Source organism: Pseudomonas sp. FEN (genome assembly GCF_904067045.1).
Classification (GTDB): domain Bacteria; phylum Pseudomonadota; class Gammaproteobacteria; order Pseudomonadales; family Pseudomonadaceae; genus Aquipseudomonas.
This window is the reverse complement of the sequence record NZ_CAJFDC010000036.1, coordinates 1,111,778-1,134,006: the sequence shown is the minus strand read 5'-3', so window position 1 is coordinate 1,134,006 and position 22,229 is coordinate 1,111,778. Positions and strand designations below refer to the sequence as shown.

Sequence of the window (22,229 nt, the reverse complement as noted above, 5' to 3'; positions counted from 1 at the left end):
TCATGATGAAAAGGTTTCTATCGGTGTTGTTGCTGGGCATCGTTGTGCTCGTCCACACATGCGCGGTGCAAGCGGGCGCCATTGACGATGCGCTCAAGCGCGGCACGCTGAAAGTGGGGACCAATCCCACGTATATCCCCTTCGAAATGACGAATAAACGTGGCGAGATCATTGGTTTCGAGATCGATCTGTTACGTGAGATGAGCCAGGCACTGGGAGTGAAGCTGGAGTTGGTATCCAGTCCCTATGCCGAATTGCTCCCGGGTTTGCTGGCGAACAAGTTCGACCTGATCGCCAGTGGTATGACCCTGACCCAGGAGCGTAACCTGCGGCTCAACTTCAGCGATGCCTTTATCGTAGTCGGGCAGACGCTGCTGATTCCCCTCGCTTTGGGTAGCACGGTGCAGAGTTTCGAGGACCTGAACGAGGCGGGTTATCGCATCGCGGTCAAAGCCGGGACCACTGGGGAAATCGTCGCGAGAAAGATGATGGGCGCGGCCCAATTGAGCACCTATGCCAATGAGGAGGAGGGGGTGCGGGCGGTGCTCGATGGCAAGGCTGATGCCTTTGTCCACGATGCCCCCTACAACCTGGTGGCGGTGAACCGGCTGGGCAATGGCAAGCTGCTGTGCCTGGAGCAGCCGTTCACCTACGAACCGCTGGCCTTCGGGGTGAGGAAGGGCAACCACGACAGTCTCAACTGGATCAACCACTTCCTGCACCAGATCGCCGAGGATGGCACCTACGATCGGATCCACGACAAGTGGTTCAAGGCAACCGACTGGCTGGCCGAAATCGACTGAGCCCGCTCTCGTGATCGCCGCAAATCCCTTGTAGGAACCAACTTGCTGGCGATGACGCCCAGATGGGTGATGCAAGGCTCAAGGGTTCCAGCGCAGGCAATCGAGTGTCAACCAGCGCTCCTGCAGGGGGCGTTCAGACCTTGAAGCGCTCCACCAGACGCTGCAGTTGTTCTCCCAGCTGGCGCAGTTGCTGATTGGCCGCGGTGGTCGCGTCGCAGGCGTTGGCGGTCTGCCGCGACATGTCGCGCACGTGCAGCACGCTGCGGCTGATCTGCTCGGCAACGACGCTCTGTTCTTCGCCAGCCGCGGCAATCTGTTCGTTCATCCCGAGGATTTGCGACACGCTGCGGCTGATGGCTTCCAGCTTGCCGCCGCTGTGGCGGCTTGACTCGACGCTGTTGCGAGTCAGTTTGTGGCTGTTGTCGAGCATGCCGGCGACTTGCCGGGTACCGCCTTGCAACGCCGTGATCAGTTCCTTGATCTCTTGTGCCGAGTCCTGGGTACGCTGTGCCAGGCTGCGGACCTCATCGGCGACCACGGCAAAGCCACTGCCTGCCTCGCCGGCCCTGGCCGCCTCGATGGCGGCATTGAGGGCCAGCAGGTTGGTTTGCTGGGACACCGACTGGATGACATCGAGCACGCTGCCGATCCGTTCGCTTTCGTGCTGGAGCCCGTCCATGGCCTGGGAGCAGAGCTGCATTTGTTGCTCGAGCTGTTCGATCTGCTCGATGGCGTCGGCGACCGCACCGTCGCCTTCGCGGGCCTGTCGGTCGGCCTGGGTGGCGGCCATGGAAGCGGTTTCGGCGTGACGGGCAACCTCCAGCACGCTGGCGGTCATCTGTTTCATGGCTGCCGCCACTTGCTCGGTGGCGGCGTACTGGCTGCTGACGCTGGCATCGGTCTGTTCGGTACTGCTCGACAGGTGCTCGGCGGCGTTCGCCACGCGGGAGGCGCTGGTGCCAATACCACGGATCAGTTCCCGCAGACCCAGGGTCATGCCGCGCATGGCCTGCTGCAACTGACCGAGCTCGTCGTGGCGGTCGACCGCCACATCGCGGCTCAGGTCGCCCGCGGCAATGTGCCGGGCCAGCTTCAGGCTGCGCGAGAGCGGGATCAGCAATTGGCGACTGAGGCTCCAGGCGGCCAGAATGGCGATCAGCCAGGCCAGCAGGGCTATTTTCGCCAGCATCCATTTGGCCGCCTGCGCCTGACGATCACGCTTCTGAGTCTGGTTACGGCTCAGTTCTTCGTTGCCGGCCAGTAGCTTGTTGCCCAAGTCCTCCATGAGGTTATGAGCGGTCTCGGTGAGCAATTGTGCATCCTTGAACCGCTGGAGCGCGTCGCGGTAGTGACGCAGCTCCATCTGCATGCGCTTGTGGTCGTCGGCCAGGGACGGTGTCAATGGCGTCACTTGTGTTTCGAGCTGCCCAAGACGATCGATTGCCTTCAGCCCCTGCTCTGAATAAGCGTGCAGTGAATCGAACAGATAGGCCGGCGTGAGGATGCTGACGTGGGTGTCGTGGGTCAGCTGGCGTAGTTCTTCGATCCGTTTGAGCGGGGCTTGCCACTGCAGGTCATGGGGGCTCTTGCTCGCTTCACGCAGTTGATGGGCTTCGAAGCGAGCCACCGCTTGGCTGGCCTGGCTCACGCTGGCGCTCATCCTCTTGCGGGCGCGCTCGCGTTCTCGAAGGCTTTCATCGAGATCGTTGAGAGCGCTCCGGAAACCCTCGGCCGCCTGCTGCTGGTCGCTCAGGATCTGGCGGTCGCCCGGCTCCGGCAGACGCGGCGGGAGCAGCGCCAGCAGCTTCTCGATGGTCGCCAATTGCCGGCTGATCCGGGTACGACTCTGGGGATCGTTCAACACCCGGAAAGTGATACGGTCGGCGCGCATGTCGCTGGTGAGCCGGCTCAGCCGGGCGATGCTCGAAAGCGTTTGCGAACGCTCTATCGTGGTGCCCAGGGCGTGCCAACCAGCGAGGGTGAGTCCCAGGGTCAAGAGCAATACGAGGCCAAAGCCCAGGGCCAGTTTGAAGCGGATACTGCGGTCGCGCAGCGCGCGGGTGAGCCAATTGAACATGGTGAATCTCCTGTCCAGCAGATGAGTCCATGACCCTCACGCGCAGGTGCGTGGGGCATGTTCTGTCATCGGCTTGGACGCGGGAGATGCGACCTGAATGGGCTGTGGGAAAGCTCTCTTAAGGTTGAAGGTTTTGGCTGTCGGCCAGTTAAGGTCGAACACGGTACCTGTGGGAGCGGAGCTTGCCCGCGAATAGGCCCGCGAGGTCGCTAAAAGCTTCGCGGCGGTGCGGCGATCCGACAAGCCCTGCTCCCACAAGGTATGCGCTCAGGCTTGAGTGAGTGGGCAAGTCGAGAGGTTGCGGCGGGGACACCATTAGCATGGTGCCGGTGGATCAGAACAGCCGGGCGAGCAGCGCGGTTACAGCGGTCTCGACCCGCAGGATGCGTTCGCCGAGCTGTACCGGTTGCAGTCCGGCCTTGCCCAGCAGGTCGATCTCATAGGGAATCCAGCCGCCTTCCGGGCCGATGGCCAGGGTCACCGGCTCGTCCAGGCCGCGCGGGCAGGGTGGGTAGTCGCCGGGATGGCCAACCAGGCCGAGGGTGCCCGCGCCGATGGCCGGCAGACGGTCTTCGACGAAGGGCTTGAAGCGTTTCTCGATGAGGATCTCCGGCAGCACGGTGTCGCGGGTCTGCTCCAGTCCGAGGATCAGTTGCTCGCGAATCGCCCCGGGCTCCAGGAACGGTGTCTGCCAGAAGCTCTTTTCCACACGGTAGCTGTTCACCAGTACCACCTTGGGCACGCCCAGGGTGGCGACGGTCTGGAACACCCGCCGAAGCATTTTCGGGCGTGGCAGGGCCAGTATCAGGGTCAGCGGCAGTTTTGCCGGCGGTGCTCGATCCAGGCTGACCCGCAGCTCGGCCTCGCTGGCGTCCAGGCGCAGCACCTCGGCGCTGCCCATCAGGCCGCCGATACGCCCGACTCGCAAGCTGTCACCCACCGCCAGGCGATGGACTTCCTGCATATGGGTCAGGCGCCGGTCGCGCAGCACAACGAGGTCGGCAGCGATAAAATCGGCCTCCTCCAGCAGCAGCAGGTTCACGTCAGCGGGGCTGGCGGCTGGGCGTCACTGTCGGCGGGCTCTTCGTCGCCGCGTTTGCGGACCAGGCCACCGAACAGGATGCCGATCTCGAACAGCAGCCACATCGGCACGGCCAGCAGGGTCTGGGAGAACACATCAGGCGGCGTCAGGATCATGCCGACCACGAAGCAGCCGATGACCACGTAAGGGCGGACTTTCTTCAGGTACTTGATGTCGACCACGCCGATCCATACCAGCAGCACCACGGCCACGGGAATTTCGAAGGCCACGCCGAAGGCGAAGAACAGCGTCATCACGAAGTCGAGGTAGCTGGTGATGTCGGTCATCATTTCCACGCCGGCCGGAGTCGCGGCGGCGAAGAACTTGAAGATCAGTGGGAACACCAGGAAGTAGGCGAAGGCCATGCCGGTGTAGAACAGCACGATGCTCGATACCAGCAACGGCACGGCGATGCGTTTTTCATGCTTGTACAGGCCCGGGGCGATAAAGCCCCAGATCTGGTGCAGGATCACCGGGATGGCCAGGAACAGCGAGACCATCATGGTCAGCTTGAGCGGTGTCAGGAACGGCGACGAGACGTCGGTGGCGATCATCGTTGCCCCCACCGGCAGGTACTGGCGCAGCGGGATGGAGACGAAGGTGTAGATCTGCTGGGTGAAGGCGAACAGCCCGGCGAAGATCAGGAAGATCGCCGCGACACAGCGCAGCAGGCGGGTGCGCAACTCGGTGAGGTGCGAAACCAGCGGCATGTGCTGGTCGTTTTCCGGAATATCGCTCATGGGGCTCGCGGCGGCAAAGTAGGGTCATGAGGCGCAGGCGTGCCGATGGGCGGCGCGCTTGCGGGTTCTGTCAGGTGCGGTGCCGCTTCCACGGCGCCGGCTACCGGTACCGACTCGGTGGCGGTCAGCGGCGTTGGCGGGATTTCTGCCGACAGCGGCGGGACGGCGTGGAGCGTCTGTTCCACCAGCGGCTCGGCGGGTGTGCTCGGCGGTGTGGGCGAGAGCATCTTGCGGGCCTCCTGTTCCAGGGACAGGATGTGCTCGTTGTGCAACTGCCGACGGATTTCGTCGGCGCCGATCTCGCGTTCCACTTCCTGCTTGATCGCGTTGAAGCTGCGCTTCAACCGACCGACCCACAGGCCGGCGGTACGCGCGGCATGGGGCAGGCGCTCGGGGCCGAGCACCAGCAGGGCCACCAGGCCCACGAGCAGCAGTTCACTGAAGCTGATACCGAACATGGGTCAGTACTCAAGAGTTGTTGCGGGGCTCTTCGACTTTCTGCGCCTGCACGTCGATGGTGTGCGGCGTGTTCTGCTGGGCGCTGGCCTGCGGCTGCACCGGTGGGGCCGGTTGCGCGACGGGCGGGGTCGTTGGCTCGGCGGTCTTTTCTTCGTCGTTCATGGCCTTGCGAAAGCCCTTGATCGATTCGCCGACGTCGGTGCCGAGGTTCTTCAGCTTCTTGGTGCCGAACACCAGCACGACGACGACCAGGATGACGATCCAGTGTTTCCAGTCAAAAATGCCCATGATGCTGCTCCTCTCGAAAGTTGTTAGGCGGACGGGCGCGAGGCTTTCTCGACGTGTCCGGACAGGCCGAAGCGGCGATCCAGTTCGTCCAGCACGGCCTGCGGATGCTGCCCCAGTTGGGCGAGCATGACCATACTGTGGAACCACAAATCGGCGGTTTCGTAGATCAGGTCGCTGCAGTCGCCGCTGATCGCGGCGTCCTTTGCAGCAATAATAGTCTCGACCGACTCTTCGCCGACTTTTTCCAGAATCTTGTTCAGGCCCTTGTGATACAGGCTGGCGACGTAGGAGCTGTCGGCATCGGCGCCTTTGCGCTCCTCGAGCACCTGGGCCAGGCGGGTCAGGGTGTCAGTCATGTTCAGTGTCCTGCTGCATAGATGCTGTGCGGGTCCTTGAGGACCGGATCGACGATCTTCCAGCCGCCGTTTTCATACACGCGGTAGAAGCAGCTGTGGCGGCCGGTGTGGCAGGCGATGTCGCCGACCTGCTCGACCATCAGGATGATCACGTCGGCGTCGCAGTCCAGGCGCATTTCGTGCAGGTGCTGCACGTGGCCGGACTCTTCGCCCTTGCGCCACAGCTTGCCACGCGAGCGTGACCAGTAAATGGCGCGGTTCTCGGCGGCGGTCAGTTGCAGCGCCTCGCGGTTCATCCAGGCCATCATCAGTATGCGCCCGGTCTTGTGATCCTGGGCGATGGCCGGTACCAGGCCGTCGCTGTCCCATTTGATCTCGTCCAGCCAGTCTTTCATCTTCGACTCCGACAACCGGACACCACCTGCGTGGTGGTGCCTCGGCGAATGAACAGTGTGCCAGCCCAGGGCCTGACTGGCTATCGGCGCACGATCAGATACACCCCTATGGCCGCCATGATACCCGCCGGCCATTGTCCCAGATCATGCAACGGCCCGCCGACGGCGAGTAGCGCACCGCCGCTCAGGTGCAGGGTGCCGAGCAGGCGCAGCAGCCAGTCGTCCTTGCTCCGGTGTTCTTTCGGCTCGGGATTGGCTTGGGGCTGGGCCATGCGCTCGAGCAGGTCGCGGGTCATGCTGGCCAGGTGCGGCAGTTGCTCGATCTGGCCCTGCAGGTTGCCGAGCAGGGTTTTCGGGCTGACGCGCTCGCGCATCCAGCGTTCGAGGAACGGCTGGGCGGTGCTCCACAGGTCCAGCTCCGGGTACAACTGGCGGCCCAGCCCTTCGATGTTGAGCAGGGTTTTCTGCAGCAGCACCAGTTGCGGCTGGACTTCCATATTGAAGCGCCGCGCGGTCTGGAACAGGCGCATCAGCACCTGGCCGAAAGAGATGTCCTTGAGCGGCTTTTCAAAGATCGGCTCGCACACGGTGCGGATCGCCGCCTCGAACTCGTTGAGCTTGGTGTGTGCCGGTACCCAGCCGGAATCGATGTGCAGTTGGGCAACGCGGCGGTAGTCACGCTTGAAGAAGGCGAACAGGTTGCGGGCCAGGTAGTCCTGGTCTTCCGGGGTCAGGCTGCCGACGATCCCGCAGTCGATGGCGATGTACTTCGGGCTCCACGGGTTGACGGTGCTGACGAAGATGTTGCCGGGGTGCATGTCGGCGTGGAAGAAGCTGTCGCGGAACACCTGGGTGAAGAAGATTTCCACGCCGCGCTCGGCGAGCATCTTCATGTCGGTGCGCTGGTCGGCCAGGGTCGCCAGATCCGTGACCTGGATGCCGTAGATACGCTCCATCACCAGCACTTTCGGCCGGCACCAGTCCCAGTAGACCTGGGGCACGTACATCATCTCCGAGCCTTCGAAGTTGCGCCGCAGCTGACTGGCGTTGGCCGCTTCGCGCAGCAGGTCGAGTTCGTCGTAGATGGTCTTTTCGTAGTCGCTGACCACATCCACCGGGTGCAGCAGGCGGGCATCGGCCGAGACCCGCTCGGCGGCCCGGGCGAGGAGGAACAGCCAGGCCAGGTCCTGGGCGATGATCGGCTTGAGGCCGGGGCGGATGACTTTCACCACCACCTCTTCGCCACTCTTGAGCTGGGCGGCGTGGACCTGGGCCACCGAGGCCGAGGCCAGCGGCTCGATATCGAAGCGGCTGAAGACCTCGCCGATCTTCTTGCCCAGTTGCGCCTCGATCAGTTTGACCGCGGTCTGCGAGTCGAACGGCGGCACGCGGTCCTGCAACAGCATCAACTCGTCGGCGATGTCCTCGGGCAACAGGTCGCGGCGGGTGGAGAGGATCTGGCCGAACTTGATGAAGATCGGTCCCAGGTCCTGCAAGGCCAGGCGCAGGCGCGTCCCTCGGCTCAGATCCAGGGTTCTGCGTGGAAACCAGCGCCAGGGCAGGGCAAAGCGCAGCGCCAGGAGGAACCAGGGCAGAGGTAACTCGAACAGCAGGTCATCGAGACGGTAACGGATCACGACGCGCTGGATGCGCAACAGACGGCGGACGGCAAGCAGCTTCATGCGTTATCGCTGGATTGGAGGGTTCGGGAAAGGCGCTCGACACGCGCCTCGAGACGTTCCAGGTCGAGTTTGACCTGGTCCAGTTCGGCGAAGCGGGCTTCGGCCTCGTGGGTACCGACCAGGGTACGGGATTCTTCGCTGAGATAGTCGGCGAGGTTCTGCTTCAGGCTGACGAAACCTCGCCGGTACAGCCCGGCGCGGCTGCGCAGGTGGCCGCTGAGCAGGGGGGTGGCGAGCGGACCGAGCCAGCGCGAGAGTTCGTACTCCCAGTCCAGCTCCAGGTCCTGGAGCACGCCGGCCAGGTCCAGCAGCACCGCGCTGTCGCCTTCCAGTTGCACCTCGGGGCCGTGCAGGACGGCGCTCTTGTCGCGGCTCAGGGCCAGGTTCAGCAGGCTCGCGGCCGGGGCACGGAGGCTGCAGTCGGCCTCGGCGGCCCAGTGCGCGGCCAGTAGCAGGCCTTCGTCGCTGGGCAGGATGAACAGCTTCAGGGCCGGGCTGGCGCAGTCGACTTCGATGACCTTGCCGCTCAGTTGGCCCAGGCGGCTCAAAGCCGTGCCGTCAAGACGCAGCACACGGTTGAGACCCTGTTCGACGCCAGCGAGAAGGCCGCTGAGCAGCATCAGGGCTTGATACCGCGATGCAGGGCGACGATGCCCGCGGTCATGTTGTGGTAGGTCACGCGGTCGAAGCCGGCGTCCACCATCATTGACTTCAGGGTTTCCTGGTTCGGGTGCATGCGGATCGATTCGGCCAGGTAACGATAGCTTTCCGAGTCGTTGGTGATCAGCTTGCCGGCCAGCGGCATGAAGGCGAACGAGTAGGCGTCGTAGACCTTGGACATCAGGGCGTTGGTCGGCTTGGAGAACTCCAGCACCAGCAGCCGGCCGCCGGGCTTGAGCACCCGCAGCATGGAGCGCAGGGCGTCTTCCTTGTGGGTGACGTTGCGCAGGCCGAAGGCGATGGTCACGCAGTCGAAATGGTTGTCCGGGAACGGCAGTTTCTCCGCGTCGGCCTGGACGAACTCGACGTTACCGGCCACGCCCAGGTCCAGCAGGCGATCGCGACCGACCTTGAGCATGGAGGCGTTGATGTCGGCCAGCACCACTTGGCCGGTGGGGCCCACCAGATGGGAGAACTTGCGGGCCAGGTCGCCGGTGCCGCCGGCGATATCCAGCACCCGGTTGCCCACGCGCACGCCGGACAGCTCGATGGTGAAGCGCTTCCAGAGGCGATGCATGCCACCGGACAACACGTCGTTCATCAGGTCGTACTTGGCGGCCACGGAGTGGAACACCTCGGCGACCTTTTCCGCCTTTTGGCTTTCCGGTACGTTCTTGAAGCCGAAGTGCGTGGTGGGTTCGGCATCGCTGCCTTTGCGCTGATCAGTCATGTCGCTGTCACCAGAAGAGAATGCGGGCATTCTAATCCCGGTGGCCGGCTTTGTCTTGGCAAGGGTGCATGTAAGATAGGCAACCGCCGGGACGTTTTGACGCATTCAGGGTCAGGACGCTCCGGGCAAGTCCCGATAGAGCAGGAGTATTCGATGGCCCGTATTAGTGTTGAACGCGCCCACGGCCTGGGCAAGGCCGCCGCGCGCGCGAAGGCCGACCAGTTGGCGCAGAAGCTGGCCGGGCAGTATGGCCTGGAGCCGCAGTGGTCCGGCGACACGCTGAACCTCAAGCGTTCCGGGGTCAAGGGCGAGGTGTATGTAGGCGATGAGACGATCCGTGTCGATGTCGAACTGGGTTTGTTGATGTCGGCCATGAGCGGCACGATCAAGGCCGAGATCGAAAAGGCGCTGGACAAGGTGCTGGTCTGAACACAGGCACCTCGCCCTGGCTGGGGGAGGACTTTTGTGGGGGCGTGTCGGATCGCCTCACCGCCGCGAAGCTTGTAGCGGCCTCAAGGGTCTCTTTGTGGGCAAGCTCCGCTCCCACAACAAGCACCGCTGTGACAGCGAGCCGGCCTTTAGGGTGCCCATTCTAATTTTTCTCATTACTTTGTACATGAGCCCCCATTCCGGTGGGCAGATCCTCCAACCTTTCGCGTGTGAGGTGCACCATGGCCAAAGTAAGTCTGAAGAAAAAATCCGACAGTCAGCCAACCGCCCTGGCTGACGTGAAAGTGTATGCCCGCAAGATCTGGCTGGCGGGTCTGGGGGCTTATGCCAAGGTCGGCAGGGAAGGCAGCGAGTACTTCAAGGAACTCGTGAAAGCCGGCCAGGATGTTGAAAAGAAAGGAAAAAAACTGATTGATGAGCAACGTGACGCCGCCAACAGCCAGATCGATGAAGTAAAGAGTGAAGTCACCAGCCTCAAGGGCAAGGTGGAAGTGCAACTGGACAAGGTCGAGAAGGCCTTCGACCACCGGGTCGCCAGTGCCTTGAATCGCATCGGGATTCCGTCTAAACATGATGTGGAGACACTCTCTGCTAAGCTCGATGAGCTGACGGCATTGCTTGAACGTGTCGCGCGTAAACATTAAGGAGAACGGGATGGCTGGCAAAAAGAATACCGAGAAAGAAAGCAGCTCGTGGATCGGGAAGGTTGAGGAGTATTCCCGCAAAATCTGGCTCGCTGGTTTAGGCGTGTACTCGAAGATCGATACCGACGGCAGCAAACTCTTCGATACCCTGGTCAAGGATGGCGAGAAGGCCGAGAAACTGACCAAGACCGCGGTCGACAAGAAAGTCGATGCGGCCAAGGACTCCGCCAGTTCGGCCAAGTCGCGCATCGCCGGGGTCAAGGACCGGGCGCTGGGCAAATGGGACGAACTGGAAGGGGCTTTCGACAAGCGCCTGAACAGCGCCATTTCGCGCCTGGGCGTGCCGAGCCGCAATGAAGTGAAGGCGCTGCACAGCAAGGTTGATACCTTGACCAGGCAGATCGAGAAACTCACGGGCGAGGCGGTGACTCGGGCCTCGACAAAAACGGCAGCGGCCAAGCCCACGGCGAAAGTGGCGGCCAAACCTTTGGTAAAGGCAGCGGCCAAACCGGCTGCGAAAACCGCGGCGGCCAAACCGGCAGCGAAAGCGGCGGCCAAGCCCGCGGCGAAACCTGCCGCCAAGCCGGCCGTGAAAACCGCGGCGGCGAAAGCGGCGGTGAAGCCAGCGGCCAAGCCCGTGGCAGCCAAGCCGGCAGTCAAGCCCGCCGCGAAACCCGCGGCGGCGAAAAAGCCTGCTGCCGCGAAGCCTGCCGCCGCTGCGGCCAAGCCTGCCGCGGCTCCGGTATCGGCAGCCAACTCGGCCGCCGCTCCGGCTTCGGCATCCGCTCCAGCGGCTACGCCAACAGCACCGACGCCTGCTTCTCAAGCCTGAGTCGTCGTCCGCTGAATGAAAACGCCCGGCCTGTGAAGGTCGGGCGTTTTTATTTGTGTCAGGGGTAGGTGTATTGCCTGTCATGCCATCTTAGTGGCGGTGCGGCGATCCGACAAGCTCCGCTCCCACAATGTCCGAGTCGAATCGAGCTTATGTGTCGGGCATCAATCCCATGGGCGCGGAGCTTGCCCGCGTAGAGGCCGGCACTGGCGCCACAGAATCCGACGTTAATCGTGGTCCTCCAGGTAGCGCAACGCCATCTGCTCCGTCACCAACCGCGCCGGGGCGCGTAGGTGCGGGGCCACCAGCATCATGATCTGGTACACCACCAGACGCACCTCACCCTCACGGCCGAGAATGCGCTGGTAATCCAGGGAAAACAGCAAGGTCAGCGTGATCTGTTCCACCAACTGTCCCAGGGCCTGGGTTTCACTCATCAGCAAGCCTTGCGCTTTCAGGTGCGCGAGCAACGATGCGAGTGTCCGCTTGAGGGCGTTGAGCAGGTTGCGAATGCCCTTGGCGAGCTTGGGCAAGCGCCCGGACAGATTGGACAGGTCCTGAAACAGGAAGCGGTAATGGGCCAGTCGCTCGACGATCAGGTGCAGGAAGAACCAGTAGTCCTCGGGCGCCAGCCGGACGTCGGCCGGTGGGTCGAGCAGCGGTGCCAGCTCGCTCTGGAAACGCTCGAACAGGCCCAGGATCAGTGGCTCCTTGCCGTGGAAGTGGTAGTAGAGGTTGCCCGGGCTGATCCCCATCTCATTGGCCACCTCCATGGTCGAAACGTTGGGTTCGCCTTTCTGGTTGAACAACTGCAGGGCACACTCAAGGATTCGATCGCGGGTTTTCATCCAGTCTTCTCAGGTCGTTCCGACCGCTCGCCACGGCTGTCCGGCAGCCGTGGTCGGTAATCGTCAGCGCACCCGGACATAGGTGCCGGGTGCCGCCTCCAGGGGTGGGTAATTGGCGTTGCCCAGGGTCATCCGGGTTTCACGCTGGGCTCCCGAGCGCTCCTGGATCCACGGCAACCACTGGTTCCACCAACTACCGTCAACCTGTTTGCCGTCGTAGTACCAGGCCCGCGGATCACTGCTCAACTTGGGGTTGTCGATGTAGTTGGCCTTGGGGTTGCTCGGCGGGTTGAGGATGCTCTGGACATGGCCGCTGTTGGACAGCACGAACCGGCGTTCGCCCCCCAGCAGCAAGGTCGAGCGATAGACCGCGTCCCAGGGGGTGATGTGGTCATTGATGCCGCCGACGCTGAAACTGTCGACCGTGACTTTTTGCAGGTCGATGGGGGTGCCACAGACTTCCAGGCCGCCCGGATGGCTCAGTGGGTTGTGCTTGAAGAAGTCCAGCAGGTCACCGTGAAAAGCCGCGGGCAGGCGGGTGTTGTCGTTGTTCCAGTAGAGGATGTCGAATGCCGGCGGCTCCTTGCCCAGCAGGTAGTTGTTGACCCAGTAGTTCCAGATCAGGTCGTTGGGGCGCATCCAGGCAAAGACTCTCGCCATGTCGCGGCCATCCAGTACCCCCTGCTGGTAGGAGCGACGCTTGGCGGCCTCCAGGGTCTGCTCGTCGACGAACAGGGTGGCCGGACTGTCCAACTGGCTGTCAAGCAAGCTGACCAGGTAGGTGGCGCTGGAGACCCGGCGCATCTGCCGCTTGGCCTGCAGATGGCCTTGCAGGGCAGCAATGGTCAGGCCGCCAGCACAGGCGCCCATCAGGTTGACTTCGCGGCTGGCGGTGATCGCCCGGCAGACGTTCAGGGCCTCTTCCAGTGCCTCGACATAGCTGGACAGGCCCCATTCGCGGTGACGCACATCCGGGTTGCGCCAACTGACGATAAACACCTGGAGGCCGTTCTTGAGGGCGTACTGGACGAAGCTGTTGGACGGGCTCAGGTCGAAAATATAGTACTTGTTGATCTGTGGCGGCACGATCAGCAGCGGCTTGGCGAACTGCTTTTCGCTCATGGGCCTGTACTGCATCAGTTCCAGCAACTCATTGCGAAACACTACCGAACCGGGCGTGGTCGCCACGCTCTTGCCGACTTCGAACGAGTGCTTGGTGACCTGGCTGGGCAAACCGTTGTTGTGCAGCAGGTCGTCCACCAGGTGGCTGATGCCGCGCACGATGCTGTTGCCGCCGGAGTTGAACAGTTCCTTGACCGCCAACGGATTGAGCAGGGTATTGGAGGGCGCCATGGCGTCGTTGAGCAGGGCGAAGATGAAGTGCGCCCGGGCGCGGTCGTCGTCGCTCATGCGGCTGTCGTCGATCCACTGTTTTACCTGTTTCTGCCAGGCCAGATAGGCTTGCAGGCCGCGACGGTAGAACGGGTTGAGGCTCCAGGCCGGGTCGGCGAAGCGTGGGTCCTGCGGGTTGGGCTTGTACGGTGTATCGCCGAGCAGCACCTTGCCCAGTTGACCGCTCAGGGCCAGGGCATGTCGGGCGGTGTGAAGCGGATTGCGCAGGCCGTGGGTGGCCACGCTGCGCAAGGTGGAAAACAGATCCCGGCCGCGCAGACCGGTAATCGCACTTTGTGCGTTGATGAACGCGGCGGGGGTGGGCATGGAGCCCGTCGCTGGTTTGTCTCGCATGAGTCAACACTCCTTCGTCATCAAGCTATCAATCGACACAGGGGGGCGGGACGGATGGGCTCGTCGGTGCCGGACCTTGTTGCACGACACGGACTTCCTGCCCGTGCGCGCTTGCTGCCAGGAACAGATGCCTAGCTACTTTTCAACGGCGTCGGGTGCGGATGCATCACCGCCCGCTGACGTTCTTCCTGGAGGAACTTCATGATGATCGGTGCCACGGCCTCGGCCCGGGTGATCAGGAATAAATGACCGTCGTCGATTATGTGTAGCTGGGCATTGGGGATTCGCCAAGCCAGCAGGCGCATATTGATCAGCGGAATCAGTGGATCGTCGTCACCGGCCAGCACCAGGGTTGGCTGGCGGATCTTGTGCAGCCAGTGGATGCTGGTCCAGCCGAGCCCGGCGAACAGTTGCCAGTAATAGCCCAGCTTGCCGGCCGAGCGGACCTTGGCGGCATGTTCGGCGGCCAGGTGCGGATCGCGACGAAAGGCACCGCCGTAGATGGTCGGTGCGATGCGGATGACGTGGGATGGCTGGATGTAGCGCCGTGGGCTGGCCATGTTCCACAGCACCTTGGGCTTGCCCGGCACCATCACCGCGCCCGCGGCGGTGGCGGCGAGGATCAGCTTCTTGCAGCGTTCCGGGTAGTCATGGGCGAACTGTTGCGCGAGGGCGCCGCCCCAGGACACGCCCACCGCGTTGACCTGGCCGTAGTCCAGATAATCGAGCATGCGCGCGGTGAGTTTGGCCAGGCCCGGAAAACGGTAGGGCCGCTTGGGGGTCGACGAGCCGCCGACGCCGGGAACATCGAAGGCGATGACTTCCAGCTCCGGGTCCAGGGCCTGGACGAACGGAAACACCAGCTCCAGGTTGGCACCGATGCCGTTGAAGATCAGCAAGGGCGTCAGATGAGACTTGCCGGGGCGAACCGCGGTGCGGATGGTCTGGCCATCCAGATCGATGGTTCGGAAGATAAACGGTTGCGGCATGCTCGAAGCCCTGTGGTTAAAACCGGTTTTGCGGCCCGGCCCCTGTAGGAGCGAGCTTGCTCGCGATGGTAGTCGGGGCACCGCGGGGTATCAGGCTTCCCGCATTATCATTGGCCTCCATCGCGAGCGAGCTCGCTCCTACAGGGTCAGGGCTGTTCTAGCGCTCGTGCACGTAGGTGCCCGGTGCCGCCTCGGCCGCCGGGTAGGCCTTGCTGCCCAGGCTGGTCGGTGATTTCTTCAGTTTACCCGAGCGCTCGGCCTGCCACGCCTGCCAATACAGCCACCACGAATCGGTGTGCTTGGTGGAGTTCTCCTGCCAGTCTTCGGCCTTGGCCGGCATCTCGGTGCTGGTCATGTAGCGTGATTTCGGATTGCCCGGCGGGTTCAGGATGCTCTGGATATGGCCGCTGCTGGACAAGACGAACTCGACCTTGCCGCCGAACAATTGTGCCGACTTATAGCAGGACTTCCAGGGCGTGATGTGATCGTTGGTGCCGGCCAGGGAAAAGATGTCGGCGTCGACCTTCTTCAGGTCGATGGGCGTGCCGCACACTTCCAGTGCCCCGGCGCGCACCAGTGGGTTGTTCTTGAACATCTCGATCAGGTCGCCGTGGAAGGCCGCCGGCAGGCGCGTGGTGTCGTTGTTCCAGAACAGGATATCGAACACCGGCGGCTCGTTGCCCAGCAGGTAGTTGTTGACCCAGTAGTTCCAGATCAGGTCGTTGGGCCGCATCCAGGCGAAGACCTTGGCCATGTCGCTGCCTTCCAGCACACCGGCCTGGTAGGAGTGGCGCTTGGCGGCTTCCAGGGTCTGTTCGTCGACGAACAGCGCCACTTGGGTGTCGAGGGTGGTGTCGAGTACGCTGACCAGCAGGGTCAGGGCGTTGACCTTCTTTTCGCCGAGGGCGGCGTAATGGCCGAGCAGGGCGGTGCAGGTGATGCCGCCGGAGCAGGCCCCGAGCATGTTCACGTCCTTGCTGCCGGTGATGGCGGTGACCACGTCGACGGCTTCCTTCAGGGCGTCGATATAGGTCGACAGGCCCCACTCGCGTTGCGCCTTGGTCGGATTGCGCCAACTGACGATAAAGGTCTGCACGTGGCTGCGCAGGCAGAAGCGCGCCAGGCTCTTGTCGGGGCTCAGGTCGAACACATAGAACTTGTTGATCTGCGGTGGTACCACCAGCAGCGGACGCTCATGCACCTGCTCGGTGATGGGGCTGTACTGGATCAGTTCCAGCACATCGTTGCGAAACACCACCGCGCCTTCGGTGGTGCCCAGGCTCTTGCCGACTTCGAAGGCGCCCATGTTCACCTGGCTGGGCATGCCGCCATTGTGCACCAGGTCCTTGGCCAGGTTCGAGAGACCGTCGAGCAGGCTCTTGCCGCCAGTCTCGAAGAAACGTTTGACCGCCGCCGGGTTGGCGGCCGTGTTGGTCGGAGCCATGGCTTCGGTCATCAGGTTGATGACGAAATGGCCGCGACTGATGTCCTGTGGTGACAGCGAACTTTCGGCAATCCAGGCATGCAGCTCCTTGCGCCAGGCCAGGTAGGTTTGCAGGTAACGCCGGTACAACGGGTTCTGGCTCCAGGCCGGATCGTTGAAGCGACGGTCATCGCTTTCCGGTTGCAGGCCGGACTTGCCCAGTAGCACGTTCTTCAGTTCGACGCCGAAATGGGCGACATGCTTGACGCTGTGGATGGGTTGTTTGATGGCTTGGGTCAATACCATTCGTGCAGAGGTAAGAAGATCCTTTCTTCGCAAGCCGACGACGGGGTTCAGGCCCAGGGTGTTTTCCGAGGCTTGCCGCTGCAGGTCATCGTTGTTCTTGTTACTCATCTACGACGCTCCATTGTCCTGAGACGAGTACCGGGTACCGCTGTGCAAATGGCACAGACAATGCCAAGTACTACTGCTCGGGTGACCGTTGATTGCACATCGTTAAATGCACGGAACTTGCCAGTTCCATTGGTTACCCGAGTTTGATTTTTTTCGCAAGCGGGCCAATCGTTAGCCACGCCGTGGGGGATTGAATCAGATGTGATTAGAAAATGCCGCCCAAAACGACCAGAGGTCCGGACTAGAGCATCAGCCTGACGACCGACTCGGACGGGTCGCGGGATTTTCCGGCCGCTTTGAGTTCAGCAAGATAATCGGCCCACAAGTCATCCTGACGACGAGCCAGTTCGTAGAGGTAGTCCCAGGTGAACAATCCGCTGTCATGACCGTCGTCGAAGGTCAATTTCAGTGCGTATTGGCCGGCGGGTTCGAGCTTGCTCAAGGCTACGTTGAGCTTGCCGAACTGGAGGATGGGCTTGCCGTGGCCCTGGACTTCGGCGGACGGCGAGTGCACCCGCAGGAATTCGGCGCTCAGTTGGTATTCCTCGTCCGGGCCGTATTTGAGGATCAGGGTTTTCGAGGCTTTGTGCAGGTTGATGGCGGTGGGGAGTCTGGTGGTCATGGGCAGCCTGCGATTCGTCTGTGTCAGAGAACCCTGTGGGAGCGGAGCTGTCGGATCGCCGCATCGCCGCGAAGCTTTTGGCGTTCTCACGGGCCCCTTCGCGAGCAAGCTCTGCTCCCACAAGGGACCGTGTTCGGCCATAAAAGCTCTGCTCCCACAAGGGGGCGTGCTCGGCCAAAAAGCTCTGCTCCCACAAGGGGGCGTGCTCGGCCAAAAAGCTCTGCTCCCACAGGGGGGGCGTGTTCGGCCGTAAAAGCCCTGAGCCTACAGGGAGCGGTGTGCTCTTTATAGGATATACCGCGACAGGTCTTCGTTCTTCGCCAATTCGCCCAGGTGGCTGTTGACGTAGTCGGCATCGATGCGAATCGGCTCCGCGCCGTGGGCGCTGGCCAGGTCGCCGGCGCTGAACGAAACCTCCTCCAGCAGGCGCTCCAACAGCGTATGCAGGCGACGGGCACCGATGTTCTCGGTCTTTTCGTTGACCTGCCAGGCGATTTCCGCCAGGCGCTTGATGCCGTCCGGCAGGAACTCGATGGCCAGGCCTTCGGTTTTCAGCAGCTCGCGGTACTGCTCGGTCAGCGAGGCATGCGGTTCGCTGAGGATACGCTCGAAGTCTTCCGGGCTCAGCGCCTTGAGCTCAACGCGGATCGGCAGGCGACCTTGCAGCTCGGGCACCAGGTCGCTCGGCTTGCTCAGGTGGAACGCGCCGGAGGCAATGAACAGGATGTGATCGGTCTTGACCATGCCCAGCTTGGTGTTCACCGTGCAGCCTTCGATCAGCGGCAGCAGGTCGCGCTGTACACCCTCGCGGGAGACATCGGCACCGCCGACGTTGCCACGCTTGGCGACCTTGTCGATTTCGTCGATAAAGACAATACCGTGCTGCTCGACGGCTTCGAGGGCCTTGGCCTTCAACTCCTCGTCATTGACCAGGCGCCCGGCTTCTTCGTCGCGCACCAGCTTGAGCGCCTCCTTGACCTTGAGCTTGCGGCTCTTGCGCTTGCCCTTGCCCATGTTGGCGAACAGGTTCTGCAGCTGGTTGGTCATTTCCTCCATGCCCGGCGGCGTGGCGATCTCGACGCCGAACGACTCGGCCACTTCGATCTCGATCTCCTTGTCATCCAGCTGGCCTTCGCGCAGGCGCTTGCGGAACAGCTGACGGGTATTGGAGTCCTGGGCCGGGGCCGAGTCTTCGCTGAAGCCCATGCGGGCCGGTGGCAGCAGGGCGTCGAGGATGCGCTCCTCGGCGGCGTCTTCGGCGCGATGGCGGACCTTGACCAACTCCTGCTCGCGCAGCAGCTTGATCGCGGCGTCCGCCAGGTCGCGGATGATCGATTCGACGTCGCGGCCGACATAGCCGACTTCGGTGAACTTGGTCGCTTCGACCTTGATGAACGGTGCATTGGCCAGTTTGGCCAGGCGCCGGGCGATTTCGGTCTTGCCGACACCGGTCGGGCCGATCATCAGGATGTTCTTCGGGGTCACTTCGACGCGCAGCTCCTCGGGGAGCTGCATCCGGCGCCAGCGGTTGCGCAAGGCAATGGCAACGGCGCGCTTGGCATCGTCCTGGCCAATGATATGGCGATTGAGTTCGTGGACGATTTCGCGGGGGGTCATGGACATAATATGTGGGTCCTCAAGCGGGAATGGGCAACCGGGCCGGTTGGTTATTCCGCGAGGTCCTGCTCCTCGATGGTGACGTTGTGATTGGTGAAGACGCAGATGTCTGCAGCGATACCCAGGGCGGTCTCGACGATTTCCCGGGCCGACAGGTCGGTTTTCTTCAGCAGCGCGCTGGCCGCGGCCTGGGCGTAGCCGCCACCGGAGCCCATGGCGATCAGGCCGTCTTCCGGTTCGACGACGTCGCCATTACCGGTAATGATCAGTGAAGCATCTTTGTTGGCCACCGCCAGCATGGCTTCCAGGCGACTCAGGGAACGGTCGGTACGCCACTCCTTGGCCAGCTCGACCGCGGCGCGGACCAGATGACCTTGATGTTTTTCAAGCTGGCCTTCGAAACGTTCGAACAGGGTGAAGGCGTCGGCGGTGGCACCGGCGAAACCGGCGATGACTTCGCCGTGATAGAGGCGCCGGACTTTCTTCGCATTGCCCTTCATGACGGTGTTGCCGAGGGAAACCTGGCCGTCGCCGCCCATGACGACTTTGCCGTGGCGACGAACTGAAACGATGGTGGTCAAGGGAGAATCTCCACGCAGCGGGGCGAAAATGCCTGATGGAAACTCATATGGGGGTGGTGGTGGGTTTTTCAACCGTGGGCGGGATGAGGGGATGAATGGCGTAGGAAAGGCTTTGTTTGAACCCGCACGACAGACTTCAAGGTCAGGCTCAACCCTTGTGGCGAGCGGGCTTGCCCGCGCTGGGCCGCGCAGCGGCCCCAAAACCGACGAATCAGGTGTGTCTGGTAGACCGAGGCGGCCGGTTTTGCGGCTGCTGCGTAGTCGAGCGCGGTGGTGCGGCGTTCCGACAAGCCCGCTCCCGGCAATCAGCGGCTCTGGCGCTGTTGCAGCAACAGGTTGTTGAAGCCGCTACCGGCCAGTTGTTTCTGCGCCTTGGTCAGTTGTTCGCGGTTGCTGAACGGTCCGACCAAAACCCGGTACCAGGTCTCGTCCTTCACGGTCCCGGATTCCACCGAAACCGACTGCCCGAGCAGAATGACTTGCGCCCGGACCTTGTCCGCATCGGCTTCCTTGCGGAACGAGCCGGCCTGCAGGAAGAACTGCGTCACCGCTGCCGGTTTGGCCGCTGCCACCGGCGGCGGCGGTGGCGGGGTAATACCGGACAAAGCGGCCTGGGCTCGGGCCGTATCGATCTTCGCCGCTTCGGCCGGGGTCACCGGGGTGGTCGGCGTTGGCACGGTCTGCGGCGTCGGCAGGGTTTTCTCCGGCACCGCTTCCGGCGGCACGATGACTTCCGATTCGGGGAGCAAGGTGTAGAAGTCGTACTTGGGCTTCACGGGCTGGGTCGGGCTCGGCGGGGTCTTGTTGGCATCGGCGATCTTGCTCGCTTTCAACTGCTCCTGCTTGACCCGTTTGATGTCATCGCCCTTGCCCGGCTCCAGCTTCATCAGGAAGACGACGAACGCACCCACGCCGAGGCCGATGGCCAGCCACAACCAGCCCGGGATCGGTTTTTTCGCAGGAGCTTGGTAACGGCTGGCGCCACGTTTGGGTGCGGGTTTTTTCTTGGCAGCCAACTTACATACGCTCCAGGGTTTCCAGACCCAGCAGTTCCAGGCCTTGCTTGAGGGTGCGGCCGGTCAGCGCGGCGAGGCGCAGGCGGCTCTGTTTCTGTTCCGCGGTATCGGCGGCGAGGATCGGGCAGTTCTCGTAGAAACTGGAGAACAGGCCGGCCACATCGTACAGGTAGGTGCACAGCACGTGCGGCGTGCCTTTCTCGGCAACGCTACCCAGTACCTCGCCGAACTGTGCCAGTTTGGCGGCCAGCTCCTGTTCGTGACTGGCCTCCAGGGTGATATGCCCTTCAACCTGGCTGAAGTCCGTGCCCAGTTTGCGGAATACGCCGGCCACCCGGGTGTAGGCGTACAGCAGGTACGGCGCGGTGTTGCCTTCGAAGTTGAGCATCAGCTCGAAGTTGAAGCTGTAGTCGCTGGTGCGGTGCTTGGACAGGTCGGCGTACTTGACCGCGCCGATGCCCACCACGCGGGCGATGTTGCGCAGTTCCTCTTCGGCGAGCTCCGGGTTCTTTTCCTTGACCAGGACATAGGCGCGTTCCTGGGCCTCGGTGAGCAGGTCGATCAGCTTCACGGTGCCGCCGTCGCGGGTTTTGAACGGCCGGCCGTCGGCGCCGTTCATGGTACCGAAGCCCATGTGCTCCATGACCATCGGATGGGGCACGAAGCCGGCCTTGCGTGCTACCGCGAACACCTGCTGGAAGTGCAGGGCCTGGCGCTGGTCGACGAAGTACAGGGCGCGATCGGCCTTGAGCTGGCCGCTGCGGTAGCGCACGGCGGCGAGGTCGGTGGTGGCGTACAGGTAGCCACCGTCGGCCTTGACGATGATCACCGGCAGCGGTTCGCCTTCGGCGTTCTTGAACTCGTCGAGGAACACGCACTGGGCGCCGTTGCTTTCCACCAGCAGACCCTTGGCGCGCAGGTCATTGACGACATTGATCAGGTCGTCGTTATAGGCGCTTTCGCCCATGACGTCGGCCATGCTCAGCTTGACGTTCAGCAGTTCGTAGATTTTCTGGCAGTGGGACAGTGAGATGTCCTTGAACCGGGTCCACAGCGCCAGGCACTCCGGGTCGCCGGCTTGCAGCTTGACCACCAGGCCGCGGGCGCGGTCGGCGAACTCCGGCGATTCGTCGAAGCGTTTCTTCGCCGCGCGGTAGAAGTTTTCCAGGTCCGAGAGTTCGTTGCTGGTGATCGGATTTTCCAGTAGGTAGGCCATCAGCATGCCGAACTGGGTGCCCCAGTCGCCAACGTGGTTCTGGCGGATCACGGTGTCACCGAGAAACTCCAGGACGCGCGCCACGCCGTCGCCGATGATGGTCGAGCGCAGGTGACCGACGTGCATTTCCTTGGCCAGGTTGGGGGCCGACAGGTCGACCACCACGCGCTCCACGGCGCCGGCCTTGCGCACGCCGATCCGGGCATCGGCCAGGGCGGCGTCGAGGCGTGCGGCGAGGGCCTGGGTATTCTGGAAGAAATTGATGAAGCCGGGACCGGCGATCTCGGCCTTGCTGACGCTATCGGCAACGGGCAACGCGGCGATGATCTTTTCCGCCAGATCGCGCGGCTTGAGGCCGGCCGGCTTGGCCAGCATCATCGCGATATTGCTGGCGAAGTCGCCGTGGGTCTTGTCCCGGGTGTTTTCCACCTGGATCGCCGGCGTCAGCCCTTCAGGCAACACACCTTCGGTGACGAGTTGGGTGATGGCTTGTTGGATCAGCTGGCGAATGGTGTCTTTCATGGTCTTCTCTTTCGACCGCAAGCGCGGCGGCGCTTCGA

23 protein-coding genes are annotated in these 22,229 nt (G+C 62.7%); 4 read left to right on the top strand and 19 right to left on the bottom strand.

The window, feature by feature from the left end:
- Positions 1 to 2: 2 nt before the first annotated feature.
- Positions 3 to 803, top strand: a complete 801-nt coding sequence (locus PFEN_RS28595; RefSeq protein WP_191489931.1) for a transporter substrate-binding domain-containing protein — start codon at positions 3 to 5, stop codon at positions 801 to 803.
- Between the two features lie 133 nt (positions 804 to 936).
- Here the strand turns inward: PFEN_RS28595 and PFEN_RS28590 are convergent, their stop codons facing one another.
- The 10 genes from PFEN_RS28590 to ubiE form a co-directional block, all read right to left on the bottom strand.
- Positions 937 to 2,880, bottom strand: coding sequence for a methyl-accepting chemotaxis protein (locus PFEN_RS28590; RefSeq protein ID WP_191489930.1), 1,944 nt, complete (start codon positions 2,878 to 2,880; stop codon positions 937 to 939).
- A 334-nt stretch (positions 2,881 to 3,214) separates the two neighbouring features.
- Positions 3,215 to 3,922 carry a 16S rRNA (uracil(1498)-N(3))-methyltransferase gene (locus tag PFEN_RS28585; protein WP_191489929.1) on the bottom strand — a complete coding sequence of 236 codons (708 nt, stop codon included), beginning with the start codon at positions 3,920 to 3,922 and terminating at the stop codon, positions 3,215 to 3,217.
- On the bottom strand, positions 3,919 to 4,701 hold the full coding sequence (gene tatC / locus PFEN_RS28580) for a twin-arginine translocase subunit TatC (protein WP_191489928.1): 783 nt from the start codon (positions 4,699 to 4,701) through the stop codon (positions 3,919 to 3,921). The genes PFEN_RS28585 and tatC overlap by 4 nt, the downstream gene beginning before the upstream one ends.
- Positions 4,698 to 5,159 (bottom strand): Sec-independent protein translocase protein TatB, encoded by a 462-nt coding sequence (tatB, locus tag PFEN_RS28575; RefSeq protein WP_191489927.1) that lies wholly within the window; start codon positions 5,157 to 5,159, stop codon positions 4,698 to 4,700. The genes tatC and tatB overlap by 4 nt, the downstream gene beginning before the upstream one ends.
- Before the next feature lie 10 nt (positions 5,160 to 5,169).
- A complete protein-coding gene (locus tag PFEN_RS28570) occupies positions 5,170 to 5,448 on the bottom strand; it encodes a twin-arginine translocase TatA/TatE family subunit (protein WP_191489926.1) in 279 nt (92 codons plus the stop codon).
- A 23-nt stretch (positions 5,449 to 5,471) separates the two neighbouring features.
- Positions 5,472 to 5,804 (bottom strand): phosphoribosyl-ATP diphosphatase, encoded by a 333-nt coding sequence (locus PFEN_RS28565; protein ID WP_191489925.1) that lies wholly within the window; start codon positions 5,802 to 5,804, stop codon positions 5,472 to 5,474.
- Positions 5,805 to 5,806: 2 nt separating this feature from the next.
- On the bottom strand, positions 5,807 to 6,199 hold the full coding sequence (gene hisI, locus PFEN_RS28560) for a phosphoribosyl-AMP cyclohydrolase (protein WP_191489924.1): 393 nt from the start codon (positions 6,197 to 6,199) through the stop codon (positions 5,807 to 5,809).
- Between the two features lie 80 nt (positions 6,200 to 6,279).
- A complete protein-coding gene (ubiB, locus tag PFEN_RS28555) occupies positions 6,280 to 7,881 on the bottom strand; it encodes a ubiquinone biosynthesis regulatory protein kinase UbiB (protein WP_191489923.1) in 1,602 nt (533 codons plus the stop codon).
- Positions 7,878 to 8,501 (bottom strand): SCP2 domain-containing protein, encoded by a 624-nt coding sequence (locus PFEN_RS28550; RefSeq protein WP_191489922.1) that lies wholly within the window; start codon positions 8,499 to 8,501, stop codon positions 7,878 to 7,880. The genes ubiB and PFEN_RS28550 overlap by 4 nt, the downstream gene beginning before the upstream one ends.
- Entirely contained in the window at positions 8,501 to 9,271 is a 771-nt protein-coding gene (gene ubiE, locus PFEN_RS28545) for a bifunctional demethylmenaquinone methyltransferase/2-methoxy-6-polyprenyl-1,4-benzoquinol methylase UbiE (RefSeq protein ID WP_191489921.1), read from the bottom strand. The genes PFEN_RS28550 and ubiE overlap by 1 nt, the downstream gene beginning before the upstream one ends.
- 153 nt (positions 9,272 to 9,424) lie before the next feature.
- Here ubiE and PFEN_RS28540 point away from each other — a divergent pair, with 153 nt between their 5' ends.
- From PFEN_RS28540 to PFEN_RS28530, 3 genes are all read left to right on the top strand, one after another.
- Positions 9,425 to 9,700, top strand: coding sequence for a polyhydroxyalkanoic acid system family protein (locus PFEN_RS28540; protein WP_191489920.1), 276 nt, complete (start codon positions 9,425 to 9,427; stop codon positions 9,698 to 9,700).
- A gap of 242 nt (positions 9,701 to 9,942) precedes the next feature.
- On the top strand, positions 9,943 to 10,365 hold the full coding sequence (locus PFEN_RS28535) for a phasin family protein (protein ID WP_191489919.1): 423 nt from the start codon (positions 9,943 to 9,945) through the stop codon (positions 10,363 to 10,365).
- 10 nt (positions 10,366 to 10,375) lie between these two features.
- The gene (locus PFEN_RS28530) at positions 10,376 to 11,197 is read left to right on the top strand and encodes a phasin family protein (RefSeq protein WP_191490275.1); all 822 of its coding nucleotides are present in this window, start codon (positions 10,376 to 10,378) and stop codon (positions 11,195 to 11,197) included.
- Between the two features lie 227 nt (positions 11,198 to 11,424).
- Here PFEN_RS28530 and PFEN_RS28525 read toward each other — a convergent pair whose 3' ends face one another.
- The 9 genes from PFEN_RS28525 to argS all read right to left on the bottom strand — a co-directional run bounded on the left by PFEN_RS28525 (position 11,425) and on the right by argS (position 22,191).
- Positions 11,425 to 12,045, bottom strand: coding sequence for a TetR/AcrR family transcriptional regulator (locus tag PFEN_RS28525; protein WP_191489918.1), 621 nt, complete (start codon positions 12,043 to 12,045; stop codon positions 11,425 to 11,427).
- Positions 12,046 to 12,108: 63 nt separating this feature from the next.
- On the bottom strand, positions 12,109 to 13,791 hold the full coding sequence (gene phaC / locus PFEN_RS28520) for a class II poly(R)-hydroxyalkanoic acid synthase (protein ID WP_191489917.1): 1,683 nt from the start codon (positions 13,789 to 13,791) through the stop codon (positions 12,109 to 12,111).
- Between the two features lie 131 nt (positions 13,792 to 13,922).
- On the bottom strand, positions 13,923 to 14,780 hold the full coding sequence (gene phaZ / locus PFEN_RS28515) for a poly(3-hydroxyalkanoate) depolymerase (protein WP_191489916.1): 858 nt from the start codon (positions 14,778 to 14,780) through the stop codon (positions 13,923 to 13,925).
- Positions 14,781 to 14,937: 157 nt separating this feature from the next.
- Positions 14,938 to 16,617, bottom strand: coding sequence for a class II poly(R)-hydroxyalkanoic acid synthase (gene phaC / locus PFEN_RS28510; protein ID WP_191489915.1), 1,680 nt, complete (start codon positions 16,615 to 16,617; stop codon positions 14,938 to 14,940).
- Between the two features lie 241 nt (positions 16,618 to 16,858).
- Positions 16,859 to 17,239, bottom strand: coding sequence for a gamma-butyrobetaine hydroxylase-like domain-containing protein (locus tag PFEN_RS28505; protein ID WP_191489914.1), 381 nt, complete (start codon positions 17,237 to 17,239; stop codon positions 16,859 to 16,861).
- A 285-nt stretch (positions 17,240 to 17,524) separates the two neighbouring features.
- Entirely contained in the window at positions 17,525 to 18,862 is a 1,338-nt protein-coding gene (gene hslU / locus PFEN_RS28500) for an ATP-dependent protease ATPase subunit HslU (RefSeq protein ID WP_191489913.1), read from the bottom strand.
- A gap of 44 nt (positions 18,863 to 18,906) precedes the next feature.
- Complete coding sequence (gene hslV / locus PFEN_RS28495) at positions 18,907 to 19,437, bottom strand: ATP-dependent protease subunit HslV (RefSeq protein WP_191489912.1); 531 nt, start codon at positions 19,435 to 19,437, stop codon at positions 18,907 to 18,909.
- Between the two features lie 305 nt (positions 19,438 to 19,742).
- Positions 19,743 to 20,453, bottom strand: coding sequence for an SPOR domain-containing protein (locus tag PFEN_RS28490; protein ID WP_191489911.1), 711 nt, complete (start codon positions 20,451 to 20,453; stop codon positions 19,743 to 19,745).
- Position 20,454: 1 nt separating this feature from the next.
- Positions 20,455 to 22,191, bottom strand: coding sequence for an arginine--tRNA ligase (gene argS, locus PFEN_RS28485; RefSeq protein WP_191489910.1), 1,737 nt, complete (start codon positions 22,189 to 22,191; stop codon positions 20,455 to 20,457).
- Between the last annotated feature and the right edge of the window lie 38 nt (positions 22,192 to 22,229).

Excerpts from the sequence above, each read along its gene's own strand:
- phaZ (WP_191489916.1), bottom strand. The coding sequence starts at position 14,780 with ATGCCGCAACCGTTTATCTTCCGAACCATCGATCTGGATGGCCAGACC.
- hisI (WP_191489924.1), bottom strand. The coding sequence starts at position 6,199 with ATGAAAGACTGGCTGGACGAGATCAAATGGGACAGCGACGGCCTGGTA.
- tatB (WP_191489927.1), bottom strand. The coding sequence starts at position 5,159 with ATGTTCGGTATCAGCTTCAGTGAACTGCTGCTCGTGGGCCTGGTGGCC.
- PFEN_RS28565 (WP_191489925.1), bottom strand. The coding sequence starts at position 5,804 with ATGACTGACACCCTGACCCGCCTGGCCCAGGTGCTCGAGGAGCGCAAA.
- tatC (WP_191489928.1), bottom strand. The coding sequence starts at position 4,701 with ATGAGCGATATTCCGGAAAACGACCAGCACATGCCGCTGGTTTCGCAC.
- PFEN_RS28505 (WP_191489914.1), bottom strand. The coding sequence starts at position 17,239 with ATGACCACCAGACTCCCCACCGCCATCAACCTGCACAAAGCCTCGAAA.
- hslU (WP_191489913.1), bottom strand. The coding sequence starts at position 18,862 with ATGTCCATGACCCCCCGCGAAATCGTCCACGAACTCAATCGCCATATC.
- ubiE (WP_191489921.1), bottom strand. The coding sequence starts at position 9,271 with ATGACTGATCAGCGCAAAGGCAGCGATGCCGAACCCACCACGCACTTC.
- PFEN_RS28540 (WP_191489920.1), top strand. The coding sequence starts at position 9,425 with ATGGCCCGTATTAGTGTTGAACGCGCCCACGGCCTGGGCAAGGCCGCC.
- PFEN_RS28595 (WP_191489931.1), top strand. The coding sequence starts at position 3 with ATGATGAAAAGGTTTCTATCGGTGTTGTTGCTGGGCATCGTTGTGCTC.
- ubiB (WP_191489923.1), bottom strand. The coding sequence starts at position 7,881 with ATGAAGCTGCTTGCCGTCCGCCGTCTGTTGCGCATCCAGCGCGTCGTG.
- phaC (WP_191489915.1), bottom strand. The coding sequence starts at position 16,617 with ATGAGTAACAAGAACAACGATGACCTGCAGCGGCAAGCCTCGGAAAAC.
- PFEN_RS28530 (WP_191490275.1), top strand. The coding sequence starts at position 10,376 with ATGGCTGGCAAAAAGAATACCGAGAAAGAAAGCAGCTCGTGGATCGGG.
- PFEN_RS28550 (WP_191489922.1), bottom strand. The coding sequence starts at position 8,501 with ATGCTGCTCAGCGGCCTTCTCGCTGGCGTCGAACAGGGTCTCAACCGT.
- PFEN_RS28525 (WP_191489918.1), bottom strand. The coding sequence starts at position 12,045 with ATGAAAACCCGCGATCGAATCCTTGAGTGTGCCCTGCAGTTGTTCAAC.
- phaC (WP_191489917.1), bottom strand. The coding sequence starts at position 13,791 with ATGCGAGACAAACCAGCGACGGGCTCCATGCCCACCCCCGCCGCGTTC.
- PFEN_RS28535 (WP_191489919.1), top strand. The coding sequence starts at position 9,943 with ATGGCCAAAGTAAGTCTGAAGAAAAAATCCGACAGTCAGCCAACCGCC.
- PFEN_RS28590 (WP_191489930.1), bottom strand. The coding sequence starts at position 2,880 with ATGTTCAATTGGCTCACCCGCGCGCTGCGCGACCGCAGTATCCGCTTC.
- argS (WP_191489910.1), bottom strand. The coding sequence starts at position 22,191 with ATGAAAGACACCATTCGCCAGCTGATCCAACAAGCCATCACCCAACTC.
- PFEN_RS28570 (WP_191489926.1), bottom strand. The coding sequence starts at position 5,448 with ATGGGCATTTTTGACTGGAAACACTGGATCGTCATCCTGGTCGTCGTC.